Below are 11,828 nucleotides of genomic sequence, written 5' to 3' on the forward strand. Positions count from 1 at the left end.
CGGTTATTGGGGAGGGCTGGATAGTATGGACAATGATCTGGGAAGAACGATTAAGAATGACCTGATTAATGCCTACGGAGTGACTGTAATTCCGGCAGGAAGCAGACTGAATGCCGAGCATCTGGAGCTTATCCGCAAACAAAAAATCGACAGGTTCGACATTCTTTTTGCAGATGAGGCTGATCAGGCGCCCCCCTATCAGAAGATGGTCAACAGTACAGTGGACCTGTCCAAGGAATTATTCGAATCTTACCGAATCTCCCGCAAAATTCCGCTGGCGGATATCCGCAAGGAGGTGCTTCCGGTCATCCAGGAGATCTCGCGCAACCCGGATATCTTCGCCTTGTTCCATTCGGTGCAGGGCAAGGATGATTATACATATGAGCATAACATCGGCGTTGCAGTGCTCTCTACCCTGATCGGCAGATGGCTGGAGATGAGTGAAGCGGAGCTGTCCGTGCTCTCCATGGCTGCAACCCTGCATGACATCGGCAAGCTGAAGATTCCCTCAGAGCTGCTGAATAAGCCCGGCAAGCTGACGGACGAGGAATACACCCAGGTGAAGAAGCACACGGTCTACGGCTACGAGATCCTCAAAGAAACCACCGGAGCCAATTCACGCATTGCCCTGGTGGCGCTTCAGCATCATGAGCGAAATGACGGGAAGGGGTATCCGCTGGGGCTGAAGGACGAACAGATTGATCCGTACAGCAAAATTGTGGCCGTGGCGGATATTTTTCATGCGATGTCCAGCAAGCGCCCGTATCATGAACCGACGCCGTTCCATATGATTGTGGATCAGATGAGAAGAGGCAGCTTCGGCGCGCTGGACCCGCATATTGTAACCGTTTTTCTGGAAAATATCGTGAAGCGGTCTGTTGGGCGTGAAGTGGTCTTAACCGATGGCCGGGTCGGCGAGATTGTCTACTTGAACCCGCATGACATCGAGACTCCGCTGATCCGCATCGGGGATGAATATATTGATCTCAGCAAAAGAACGGAGCTTAACATCCGGGAGATCAGCCTCTGATTCTTGGCTACTTGTTGAAATAATCGGCCACTCCCTCAGCGACCGCCTGAGCCGCCTTTCGCTGATAAGCCGCCTTTCGCACAATCGATTCGTCGTACGGGTTCGACAGGAAGCCCAGCTCTACCAGGGTGGCCGGCAGCGGGTTCTCCCGCAGAATATGATAGTCGCCAAAGGAGAGGCCGTTGCTGCGCAGGCCGATGCCCTCACCCAGCCGGGTCTCCACTGCCCGGGCCAGCCGCAGGTCGTTCTGCTGCGAATAGAAGAAGGTCAGCGTGCCGGAGACATTCTTCGGCGATGAATTATAATGAATGCTTACAAAAGCGTCCGCACCGAGCTGCCGCCCAAGCTGCACCCGCTGGGAGAGCGCAGGCTTCTGGTCCCCGCGGGTCCGGGTCATCTCCACTCTGGCTCCCTTGGCGGTCAGATAATCCCGCAGATACAGGGAGGTCTGGAGCGTCAGATCCTTCTCCATCGTGTTATAGGTTGTCCCGAGCATGCCCGGATCGGTGCCGCCGTGGCCAGGGTCCACTATGATCAGCTTGCCCCGGATACTGCCGGATTTCCGTACCACACTCGGAGTCTGGCTATTTGAGCTGATAGTGCTTGCGCTGCGGACGGTTCCGCCTGACAGATACCCGGAGGATACCCAGCCGACGGTTCCTCCGGCGGTGCGGACCCGCGACCATTCTCCCTGCCGGAGCATGAGTGTCACCTTGTTGCCGGATTGCAGGGAACCGACCACCTCATAGCCGGTTCCCGGCCCGCTGCGGATGCGCAGGGAAGACGCGGTCACGACAGCCGTTCCGCTGGAGGCTGAGGTGGTCTTAACCGCCGTCTTGGCCGATGCCTTGGAGGCGGTGGAGCTGGAAGAGGTGCTGGCGGAAGAAGTGCTGGTGGACGAGCTTCCGCTGGTACGCTTCAGATAATAACCGGCTACCCAGCCGGAGACAGAGCCGGCCCGGACCTTGAGCCAGCCATGCTGCTCTTCAGTGACGGTAACGGTGGCTCCGGCAGCCAGAGTGCCTGTGACGGCAGCGTTTGCAGCAGGCTCACTGCGTACATTCAGTGAGCTAGCGTACACTTTGGCCGTGTAAGCAGTTGCAGCATAAACGGTAGAAGACGGCAGGACAGGTGCCAGTATGGATGAAGTCAGCAGACAGGCTGACAGGAATGCAGTATGTAATTTTTGTCGCATACAAATAAATCCTCATTTCCCGGAGAGATAACAATCTATTACCCGTTTCATCGGCAGGAGAATACCGAAAATTTAAAATTGAAGATAAATACCTATTCGGAATACCGCTAACAACGATGATGATTACAGTACTCTCATCTTCCTATGCGGCTGCCCAATATCGCCTGAAGCCCTATTCGTTGGCAGGAAATGTCTGTATAATTATTACATATTGGGGAAACAGACAAAGGAGTGCCGCCGTGATCAGACCTAGATTATTCATTGGTTCTTCCAGAGAATCTATCCGCTATGCCAGGGCTATCCACGAACAGCTGAAGCGGACCGCTGAGGTCCATCCGTGGTATGCCGCTGCTTTCCGGCCGAATGAATACACCATGGAAGCGCTGGAGCGGAATCTGGATATCAGCGATTTTGCCGTCTTTGTGTTCTCGCCGGATGATGTAGCCCGGATTAGGGGTAAATATTATTATGTGACCCGTGACAACACCCAGTTCGAAATGGGCCTGTTCTGGGCGCGGCTGCGGCGCGGCCGGGTCTTCTGCCTGCTGCCGGATCAGGTACCCGCGCGCAGTGATCTGATTCCGGGTGAGAATGTGGAAGAGTATCATCTGCTGTCGGATCTGTCGGGATTAACCCCGCTGGAATATGAGTGGCAGCACGAGAATGTTACAGCAGCGGTGGATGTGAGCTGTGGCAAGATCATCGACAGTATTCAGGCGCAGGGGATGTACCGCGACCCGGCTGTAGAGCTGTTGCAGCTTCGGGCAGAGCTTAGGCGAAAAGAAAGTATCCTTCACTTCTTTTGGCAATATAATAATAATGTAACGCCGCCCCAGGCAGCCGAGAAATATCAGGCACTGAGCGAAGCCGTCCGCAATTCATTCCTGCCCCCGGAGGATTGCCGGGTCATCGGAGCCGCCATGTGGCGGGCCGAAGCGGAAGCGGGCCTGAAGCAGGTCGGCGGCAATGTGGGACGCGGGCAGATGTATCCGTTCGCCGCCTTCGAGGACGGAAGCGTGAAGCCGGGGGTGCTGGATGCTTTTCTGGCAAAAGAATGGACTTTTTTACAGCGTACGGAAGTTGCGGAGGTATATATCCTATGCTATCCTTTAGGGGAGAACCATGTGCTGTCCGTGCACTTCTCGGGAAATCAGAGATTATCGGGTGAGGATATTACAGCAGTCGTGGCCTATAACCGGGATTTGTTCCGCACCGTCAATCATTTAGTGGGAGGGGACTAACAGGATGAAGAATATGAAGAATGCCGTTAGTGTATCCAGTACTGTCCGCCGGTCTGCAAGCGGTGACGGCAACAGCGCGGGAGGCAAAGGCCGCTCCAGACGCAAATCCGGCCCCAAGCTTACGCCCTCAGCGTCAAGCGTGTATTTGGCACCATCCGTGGAGGGTGGAGACGACGAGTACAAGAAGCTGGTCAGCGGTAAAGTGGATAATAACAAGCCATCATTTGCCTGAACATTGGCTAAATCATACTATTGAACAGGTCCCCAGCAATCGCTGGGGGCTTTTTTTGCTGTTTGAGGAACGGCGGCCAACGACTTAGGGAATGCGAAGTTATGCGCTCTCCTGATGGGCTTGCTCACTCACATCCGTGGCATCCTCCGTCAGCCGGGTCTTGAACTCAAACTAATATAAGGAATTAGGGTGATATGTGGACTCCGCTGGGAGCGGGCTGGATGGGGGGAATTAAAGGGATAAATCCCATTAGTGGTGCTGAAAGTGGGCTGGACGGGGGGGATTAAAGGGATAAATCCCATTGGTGGCGCAGAAAAGTGGGGCGGACGAGGAAATTAGAGGGATAAATCCCATTGGTGACGCTGAAAAGTGGGCTGGACGGGGGGATTAAAGGGATAAATCCCATTAGTGGTGCTGAAAGTGGGCTGGATGAGGAGCAGAAGTTGGCTAAATGAACAATTCAGGAGCACAAGTGCCCCTGAATCCACCAGATGTTAGTTAAATGAACAAATGAGGAGCACAAGTGCACCTGAATCGAGCAAAAGTTGGCTAAATGAGCAAATCAGGAGCACAAGTGCCCCTGAATCCACCAGATGTTAGTTAAATGAGCAAATCAGGAGCACAAGTGCCCCTGAATCCACCAGATGTTAGTTAAATGAACAAATCAGGAGCACAAGTGCCCCTGAATCGAGCAAAAGTTGGCTAAATGAGCAAATCAGGAGCACAAGTGCCCCTGAATCGAGCAAAAGTTAGTTAAATGAGCGAATGAGGAGCACAAGTGCCCCTGAATCGAGCAAAAGTTAGCTAAATGAGCCAATCAGTTAGGCGGCGCCCCATCCAGCGCAATGGCCCCTATTGCGCGGAGGAAATTCCGCGCTGCTTCTTCGCAACCTCGCGGCGCACCACCGGGGCGACCTCGGTGGCGAGCAGCTCGATGGCGGCGGCTACTTTGGCGTAAGGCAGGCCGCCGATGTCTAGCTGGGTCATGAAGCGGTTATGGCCGAACAGCTCATGCTGATAGAGAATCTTCTCGATAATCTGTTGCGGGCTGCCTACGGCCAGGGTGTTGTCCGGCGAGGTGAACCGGCCGAACTCGCTGCGGGAGATCCGGTACTCCTGACCGGGGCGCGGGCTGATCGCATTACGGTAGCTGTAGTAATAAGGGTAATACTCATCCAGTGCCTGCTGAGAGGTCTTGGCGATGTAGCCATGGCTGGTGATGGCGATCTTCAGGTCCTCCGGCTGGTGGCCGGCGGCTGCCCCGGCGCGGCGGTAGGTGCCGGCCAGATTCTGGAAGGGCTCCGGGCTGCCGCTCAGGATAGCGATAGCCATGCCTATGCCAAGGGCCCCGGCCTTCTCGGCACTTTCGGCTGAACCGCCGATGCCGACCGAGAGCGGCAGTCTCTGCTGCAGCGGACGTGGAGCGATCTCGGCGTTATGCAGCGGGGAGCGGAATTTGCCCTTCCAGTTCATGACTTCATGCTGGTTCAGTGTGAGCAGCAGGTCGAGATTCTCGCTGAACAGCTGCTTGTAATCTTCCAGCTCGTAGCCGAACAGCGGGAAGGATTCCAGGAAAGCGCCGCGTCCGGCAATGATCTCGGCCCGACCGCCAGACAAGAGGTCCAGGGTGGCGAAATCCTCGAAGACACGGACCGGATCAATGGTACTTAGTACGGTCGTAGCGCTGGTAAGCTTGATCCGCTGTGTAACCTGGGCAATAGCTGCCAGGACAACGGGCACCGATGAGATTACGAAATCCAGCCGGTGATGCTCGCCTACGCCGAATACATCCAGTCCGGCTTCATCGGCCAGCTTCGCGGCTGCAATGACTTCCTGCAGGCGTTGGGCGGGGCTGATCCGCTGCCCTGTATGGCAGTCGGTAACAATATCGCCCAATGTATAAATGCCGAATTCAAACTCCGGCAGGCTTGCTTCTTTTTCTTGAGCATCCGCTTGTGTATTTGCTTGCGCATTAGCTTGTGTATTCCCTTGATTGTTCATGGTACAGACCCCTTATCATCCAGAATGGTGAGCAGCAGTTATCTTTTAAGCTTGTCCGTTAGTGCAAGGATATAGCCCAGTATATCACAATTACTTACTAATTGTAAGTATATGAGTGGAAGTTTGCGAATAGCTATTAACATTGTCTGTTTCATCGTTACTGTTTCATAGTTTCAGAAGAATGTCAGCAGTAAATCAAATTAATCCGCCCGGATATTGTGTATTTTTATTGACAGATTACCTGATGGATGATATTTTAAATTTACAAATTCCAATCAACTTACTTTGGATTATATTTTACCGACTGTTCATACAGAGGTGCCTGCGTGATTGTTGCGCGAGGTCCCTCTGTTTTTTGTTGCTAAGGGAATTCAGCCAGAAGGAGGAGTAGAGATGGGAGAGGCTTTGTTGTCTATCACAGAACTGAATAAGCACTTTGATACCGCTGGAGGCAAGGTGCAGGCGCTGGAGGATGTCGAGCTGGAGGTTCAGGAGGGGGAGTTCATCACGGTGATTGGACCCAGCGGCTGCGGCAAAAGCACCCTGCTGCGCATCATTGCCGGTCTGGATACCGGCTATACCGGCAGTGTTACCCTGGAGGGGGCAGCGATCAGCGGGCCGGGAATCGATAAGGGGTTTATTTTTCAGGAGCACCGCTTGTTTCCCTGGCTTACGGTAGAGAAGAATATTGCCTCGGATCTGCCGCTGGGCAGGCCGGATATCCGGCAGCGGGTAGATGAGCTGGTTGAGCTGGTGAAGCTCGGCGGCTTCGAGAAGTCCTATCCCCGTGAACTGTCGGGAGGGATGGCCCAGCGGGTAGCGATTGCCCGGGCACTGCTGCGCAGTCCCAAGGTTCTGCTGCTTGATGAGCCCTTTGGCGCGCTGGATGCTTTTACCCGGGCGCATATGCAGGCGGTGCTGCTCGACATTTGGCGGCGGAACCGGACGACGATGATTTTTGTGACACATGATATTGATGAAGCCGTGTTCCTGGGGAACCGGGTGGTGATTCTGGAGTCTCGTCCCGGCCGAATCCGTAAGATCGTTCCCATAGACCTGCCGTATCCGCGCACCAAAACAACAACCTCCTTTCAAGAGCTGCGGCTCAAGGTATTGAATTACTTCGAGAAGGTGGATGAGCTTGAGCTGAAGGACGGGGCTGGAATATAAAGTGAATCCAGATGCTTATTGTGGAAAAGTGAGGGTAAGTGCTAATTAATATCCGACTTAATCCATGCGAATATATTAATTAATTCAGAAGGAGGGACAGCCATGGCAGAGCGGACTGTAGCTGTAGGAAATGCCGGAAAAACCGGACAGCCTGATGGACCTGGAAAAGTGGTCATTGCCGGTCTGGGGCTGCTGCTTCCGGTAGGGGTGCTGATCCTGTGGCAGATTCTGGGCTATTACGGAGTGATCTCGGAGATGCTGTTCCCGACACCTTATACGATTGCCCAGTCGTTCATAGCGCTGGCGTCTACCGGGGATTTATGGAGCAACCTGAGAATTAGTGTCGTGCGGGCATTGTCAGGATTTCTGCTTGGCGGAGGGCTCGGTCTGTTCTTCGGCATCCTGGTCGGATTATTCCGCCGGTCGGAGAAGCTGCTGGACCCCTCGCTGCAAATGATCCGGATGATTCCGAGCCTTGCCGTAGTGCCGCTGTTCATTCTCTGGTTCGGCATCGGCGAAGAATCCAAGGTGCTGCTGATTGCCAAAGGGGCGTTTTTTCCGGTCTATATCAATACCTTTATCGGTATACGCGGGACGGATAACAAGCTGTTTGAGGTAGCCAGAGTGCTTGGCTTCAGCAGAGAGAAGCAGATTGTGCGGCTGGTGCTGCCTGCGGCGGTGCCGAATGTAATGCTCGGGGTGCGCTTGTCGCTGGGACTCTCCTGGCTGGGACTGGTGGTTGCGGAGCTTATTGCTTCTACCTCGGGGATCGGCTACATGATGTCAGATGCCCGCCAGTTTGCCGATACGCCGGTTGTATTTGTCGGAATTATTGTATTTGCCGCTGTCGGACTGCTGAGTGACACGATTGTCCGCCTGATTGAACAGCATCTGCTCCGGTGGCGGGACAGTTATCAGGGATAGGAGGGGAAGAACAGCATGAGTGAAGGGATCGAAGCCATAATCAAGACAGCCAAGGGGGTAAGGGAAGCCCGTGATTATAGCGGAACTGCTTCAATTACTACGGCTAACAACAAGAGAAAGACAGATTCAGTATTCTGGAAAAAGCTTCTGTATGACTGGGGAGCCGGGGCAGCCATTCCCGTAGCGGTGCTGGCCGTGTGGCAGCTTGCCGGGAGCGCAGGCTGGATCTCGCCGGAGTTTCTTCCGGCACCGCTGACGATCCTCTCTGCATTTGCGGATCTGACCGTTAAGGAAGAACTCGTCCATCATGTGGGTGTCAGCATTGGACGGGCGGGCATCGGGTTCCTGATTGGAGGGATTCTCGGCTTGCTGCTGGGGACATTGACCGGCCTGTTCCGCAGCGCAGCCTATCTGCTGGACCCGAGTGTTCAGATTCTGCGGCTGGTTCCGCATCTGGCGATTGCCCCGCTAATTATTCTGTGGTTTGGCTTCGGCGAGATCTCGAAGGTGGTGATTATCATGAGCGGCTCCTTCTTCCCGCTCTATGTTAATACCTTCATGGGCATCCGGGGAGTGGATAACAAGCTGTTCGAAGTGGCCCGGGTACTGGGCTTCAGTCCACTGCAGAAGGTGCGGCGGCTGATCCTGCCGGCTGCGCTGCCCGGCATTCTCCTGGGACTGCGCCTGTCGATGGCTGTGGCCTGGATCGGTCTGGTGGTTGCTGAACTGATCGGATCACAGTCCGGGGTTGGATTTCTCATTAATGAAGCGAAGCAGAATTCCAATACGGCAGTGATTTTTGTCGGAATACTTATTTTCGCCGTGGTCGGCAAGCTAATCGATTCTCTATTCCGCGTCATCGAACGCAAATTCCTGTACTGGCGTGACAGCTATCAAGGTTGAAGACGGGCTAATGAAACGCTAACGCTAATGAAACCAAGGGGGCAACAACATGAGCCAACCGGCACTGAAGGAAGCATTGAAACTGACGGCAGATGTACTGGTAATCGGCGGAGGTCCGGCAGGAACATGGGCGGCACTTACAGCCGCAGCCAAGGGAGTGAAGGTGATTCTGGCCGATAAAGGATACTGCGGCTCCAGCGGCGCGACTGCCCCGTCGGGCACAGGAGTATGGTACGTGAAGCCGGAGGAGGAGCTGCGCGAGGCCGCGAAGGCCAGCCGTTATGCTATGGGCGGTAAGCTGGCAGAGCACCGCTGGATGGACCGGGTACTGGACCGTACTTATGAGAATATGAACAGACTGGGCGTCAGCGGCTATCCGTTCCCGGTGGATGAGGAAGGCAATCCATACCGGCGGGGCCTGCAGGGACCTGAATATATGCGTCTGATGCGCAAGCTGGTGAAGAAGGCAGGTGTGAAGATTCTGGACCACAGTCCCGTGCTGGAGCTGCTCGCCGATGAGCACGGGGTAGCCGGAGCGGCCGGCGTGCAGACCCAGAACGGAGAAGCTTGGAGTGTGCATGCCGGGGCGGTGGTTATCGCTACCGGGGGCTGCGCTTTCCTCAGCAAGGCGCTGGGCTGCAACGTCTTGACGGGTGATGGTTACTTATTCGCTGCGGAAGCAGGGGCGAGCCTGTCCGGCATGGAGTTCTCCAACGCCTATGCGATCTGCCCGACCTTCTCCTCTGTGACGAAGACCGCGTATTACAGCTATGCCAGCTTCTATTATGAGGACGGCAGTGTGGTGGAAGGAGCGGGCTCCAAGAAGGGCCGCTCGGTCATTGCCCGGAATCTGCTGGCGGGCCGCCAGGTGTTCGCGAAGCTTGACGGAGCTGACGAGGCTTTGCAGCCGCTGCTGCGGGTGGCGCAGACCAACTTCTTCCTGCCGTTTGACCGGCGGGGGATCAATCCCTTCAAGGACCTCTTCCCGGTAACTCTGCGGCTGGAGGGGACCGTCCGGGGGACAGGCGGCATTAGAATAACGGATGAGCAATGCGGTACAGGCGTTCCCGGCCTGTACGCAGCGGGGGATGCCGCCACCCGCGAGCTGATCTGCGGCGGGTTCACCGGAGGCGGCAGCCACAATGCCGCCTGGGCTATGTCCTCCGGCTCCTTCGCCGGAGAAGGGGCTGCGGCTTATGCCGCAGGACTTGGCCGGCATTCGCAGCATCGCGCACCCGTCGGGTTATCCTCTTCACCGCTGGTTCACCAGGAAGTGAAGGCGGGAGAAGCGGCCAGAACCGCAGAGTATGTGGAGGCTGTGCAGGCAGAAGTCAAACCGTACGATATTAATCTGTTCCGAACAGAGCAGGGGCTGGCGTCTTCGCTGGAACGTCTGGACGGACTATGGAAAGAGCAGCGCAGCCGGGAAATCCAGCGTACGCCGGAAGGTGTAAAGGCGCGTGAAGCCGAAGCGATGACGGCGACGGCACGCTGGATGTACAGCTCCGCACTGGCCCGCACCGAGACCCGGGGAATGCATAAACGGGAGGACTTCAAGGGAAGTGATGACAGCCAGCATCACCGCTTAATCAGCGGCGGACTTGATCAGGTATGGGTGAAGACAGAAGAGGTAGCGAAGGAGAGTGTGTTGTTGTGATTGAAGTCATCAGCGCTGACCGGTGTATAGAATGCAACCAATGCGTATCCGTCTGCCCGACCAATGTATTCGACCGGGCAGATAATGGAATTCCTGTTATCGCCCGGCAGAGCGACTGCCAGACCTGCTTCATGTGTGAGCTGTATTGTCCGGTGGATGCACTGTATGTTGCTCCGGATTCCGAGGGAATTACCGGGATTACAGAGGCAGAGCTGGAGGAGCAAGGCCTGCTTGGAGGCTACCGCGAGAAGGTAGGCTGGGGCAAGGGCAGACAGCCGGTGGCTAGTCATGACTTCATGGTTAAGCTGGCGGCGCGGGCAGGATTCTGATTTCTGATATGCGATAACAACATCCAGTAGACGACTGAGGGGAGAATACAGCAATGAGCAGATTGTACAGAGAGATTACAGGTATATGGAGCAAAAGGGGACGCCTCACGCTGATTACAGGTGTGGTGATGATCATGCTGGTACTGCAGGCTTGCGGCAATAATACGGGGAGCAGTAGCTCAGCAGCAGGCAGTGGAGGTACCAATACCGCTGAAGCGGCTGGCGATAAGGCTTCAAGTAATGTTCCGGCCGTGCTGAATTACGGATTCATTGGCTCCAATAAGCTGAATCTGCCGGGAGGCGCGGAAGGCTGGGGCCTTTACAAGGGCATTATTCAGGAAGAGCTGAAACCATACGGAATTACCGAAATCAAGCTGACAGGCTTCCCGAACGGGCCGGATCAGACGGAATCCTTAATCAGCGGAAGACTTGATTTCGGCAGCCTCGGGGATACCCCGGCGATTATCGCCTACGCCTCAGGAGCCAAGACCCGGCTGATCGCCCAGACTTCAGCGCATACAGTCGGTTATCTGATCGGCAAGAAGGACGGGCCGAAGACGGTGCAGGACCTGAAGGGCAAGACGATTGCCATCCAAAAAGGTTCGTTTATGCACCGTTATGTAGTCGGCTTGCTGAAGCAGGAGGGCGTAACTGATTATAAGCTGGTTCACATGCTGATTCCCGATGCAAGCGCAGCACTGGCCCGCGGCGATGTAGACGCGACCACCAATAACGGTGTGGCGGCGCTTAAGCAGATTGAGCAGGGGTACACCCATTTGGATGATGCCTCGCAGCATCCGGATCTGCTCGGTAGCAGCGCTACCGTAGTGTCAGAGGAGTACCTTGCGAAATTCCCGGATTTCCCCAAGGTCTGGAATGCGGCCCGGGAGAAGGCACTGGCCGACCTGAAGCAGCATGAAGATGAATATTATGCATTCCTGGCAGAGATCGGAGATACCACCCCGGAACTCGCGATTCAGGTTAATCCAATCAGTGATATCAAGGATACAGCCTTCACAGATGACGGCATTAAGCTGCTGGAGGGCACCAAGAACTTCCTCGTCGATGAGAAGCTGGCCAAGAAGGATTTCAATATCAGCGATTGGCAGCTCAAGTAATGTTCAGAGGACCGAAAGAGGAGGAAGC

Annotated in this window: 11 protein-coding genes; 9 read left to right on the forward strand and 2 right to left on the reverse strand. The window is 55.2% G+C overall.

The features are described from left to right. Positions 1 to 25: 25 nt before the first annotated feature. Positions 26 to 1,030: an HD-GYP domain-containing protein gene (locus J2Z70_RS21735; protein WP_036730433.1), complete on the forward strand. Its 1,005-nt coding sequence runs from the start codon at positions 26 to 28 to the stop codon at positions 1,028 to 1,030. A 7-nt stretch (positions 1,031 to 1,037) separates the two neighbouring features. Here the strand turns inward: J2Z70_RS21735 and J2Z70_RS21740 are convergent, their stop codons facing one another. Continuing rightward, positions 1,038 to 2,225, reverse strand: a complete 1,188-nt coding sequence (locus tag J2Z70_RS21740; protein ID WP_209876708.1) for an N-acetylmuramoyl-L-alanine amidase family protein — start codon at positions 2,223 to 2,225, stop codon at positions 1,038 to 1,040. Between the two features lie 239 nt (positions 2,226 to 2,464). On the opposite strand from J2Z70_RS21740, the gene J2Z70_RS21745 reads away from it, so the two are divergent. Both J2Z70_RS21745 and J2Z70_RS21750 read left to right on the forward strand, forming a co-directional pair. Continuing rightward, positions 2,465 to 3,466 carry a TIR domain-containing protein gene (locus J2Z70_RS21745; RefSeq protein WP_342593043.1) on the forward strand — a complete coding sequence of 334 codons (1,002 nt, stop codon included), beginning with the start codon at positions 2,465 to 2,467 and terminating at the stop codon, positions 3,464 to 3,466. 4 nt (positions 3,467 to 3,470) lie between these two features. Then, on the forward strand, positions 3,471 to 3,698 hold the full coding sequence (locus J2Z70_RS21750) for a hypothetical protein (protein WP_036730425.1): 228 nt from the start codon (positions 3,471 to 3,473) through the stop codon (positions 3,696 to 3,698). 852 nt (positions 3,699 to 4,550) lie between these two features. On the opposite strand, the gene J2Z70_RS21755 is transcribed toward J2Z70_RS21750, so the two are convergent. Then, on the reverse strand, positions 4,551 to 5,699 hold the full coding sequence (locus tag J2Z70_RS21755) for an LLM class flavin-dependent oxidoreductase (protein WP_209876710.1): 1,149 nt from the start codon (positions 5,697 to 5,699) through the stop codon (positions 4,551 to 4,553). A gap of 393 nt (positions 5,700 to 6,092) precedes the next feature. Between J2Z70_RS21755 and J2Z70_RS21760 the strand changes: the two genes are divergently transcribed. The 6 genes from J2Z70_RS21760 (at position 6,093) to J2Z70_RS21785 (ending at position 11,800) form a co-directional block, all read left to right on the forward strand. Next, a complete protein-coding gene (locus J2Z70_RS21760; protein WP_209876712.1) occupies positions 6,093 to 6,869 on the forward strand; it encodes an ABC transporter ATP-binding protein in 777 nt (258 codons plus the stop codon). Positions 6,870 to 6,971: 102 nt separating this feature from the next. Further along, positions 6,972 to 7,793, forward strand: coding sequence for an ABC transporter permease (locus tag J2Z70_RS21765; RefSeq protein WP_209876714.1), 822 nt, complete (start codon positions 6,972 to 6,974; stop codon positions 7,791 to 7,793). Between the two features lie 15 nt (positions 7,794 to 7,808). Further along, complete coding sequence (locus J2Z70_RS21770) at positions 7,809 to 8,696, forward strand: ABC transporter permease (RefSeq protein ID WP_209876716.1); 888 nt, start codon at positions 7,809 to 7,811, stop codon at positions 8,694 to 8,696. A 49-nt stretch (positions 8,697 to 8,745) separates the two neighbouring features. Further along, positions 8,746 to 10,353 (forward strand): FAD-dependent oxidoreductase, encoded by a 1,608-nt coding sequence (locus tag J2Z70_RS21775; RefSeq protein ID WP_209876718.1) that lies wholly within the window; start codon positions 8,746 to 8,748, stop codon positions 10,351 to 10,353. Continuing rightward, positions 10,350 to 10,682 carry a 4Fe-4S dicluster domain-containing protein gene (locus tag J2Z70_RS21780; RefSeq protein WP_209876720.1) on the forward strand — a complete coding sequence of 111 codons (333 nt, stop codon included), beginning with the start codon at positions 10,350 to 10,352 and terminating at the stop codon, positions 10,680 to 10,682. Before J2Z70_RS21775 ends, J2Z70_RS21780 begins: the two co-directional genes overlap by 4 nt. Before the next feature lie 53 nt (positions 10,683 to 10,735). Next, on the forward strand, positions 10,736 to 11,800 hold the full coding sequence (locus tag J2Z70_RS21785) for an ABC transporter substrate-binding protein (protein WP_209876722.1): 1,065 nt from the start codon (positions 10,736 to 10,738) through the stop codon (positions 11,798 to 11,800). Positions 11,801 to 11,828 lie beyond the last annotated feature (28 nt).

This window comes from Paenibacillus silagei, assembly GCF_017874735.1.
Classification (GTDB): Bacteria; Bacillota; Bacilli; order Paenibacillales; family Paenibacillaceae; genus Paenibacillus_AQ; species Paenibacillus_AQ silagei.

Excerpts from the sequence above, each read along its gene's own strand:
- J2Z70_RS21785 (WP_209876722.1), top strand. The coding sequence starts at position 10,736 with ATGAGCAGATTGTACAGAGAGATTACAGGTATATGGAGCAAAAGGGGA.
- J2Z70_RS21775 (WP_209876718.1), top strand. The coding sequence starts at position 8,746 with ATGAGCCAACCGGCACTGAAGGAAGCATTGAAACTGACGGCAGATGTA.
- J2Z70_RS21760 (WP_209876712.1), top strand. The coding sequence starts at position 6,093 with ATGGGAGAGGCTTTGTTGTCTATCACAGAACTGAATAAGCACTTTGAT.
- J2Z70_RS21755 (WP_209876710.1), bottom strand. The coding sequence starts at position 5,699 with ATGAACAATCAAGGGAATACACAAGCTAATGCGCAAGCAAATACACAA.
- J2Z70_RS21750 (WP_036730425.1), top strand. The coding sequence starts at position 3,471 with ATGAAGAATATGAAGAATGCCGTTAGTGTATCCAGTACTGTCCGCCGG.
- J2Z70_RS21770 (WP_209876716.1), top strand. The coding sequence starts at position 7,809 with ATGAGTGAAGGGATCGAAGCCATAATCAAGACAGCCAAGGGGGTAAGG.
- J2Z70_RS21735 (WP_036730433.1), top strand. The coding sequence starts at position 26 with ATGGACAATGATCTGGGAAGAACGATTAAGAATGACCTGATTAATGCC.
- J2Z70_RS21765 (WP_209876714.1), top strand. The coding sequence starts at position 6,972 with ATGGCAGAGCGGACTGTAGCTGTAGGAAATGCCGGAAAAACCGGACAG.
- J2Z70_RS21740 (WP_209876708.1), bottom strand. The coding sequence starts at position 2,225 with ATGCGACAAAAATTACATACTGCATTCCTGTCAGCCTGTCTGCTGACT.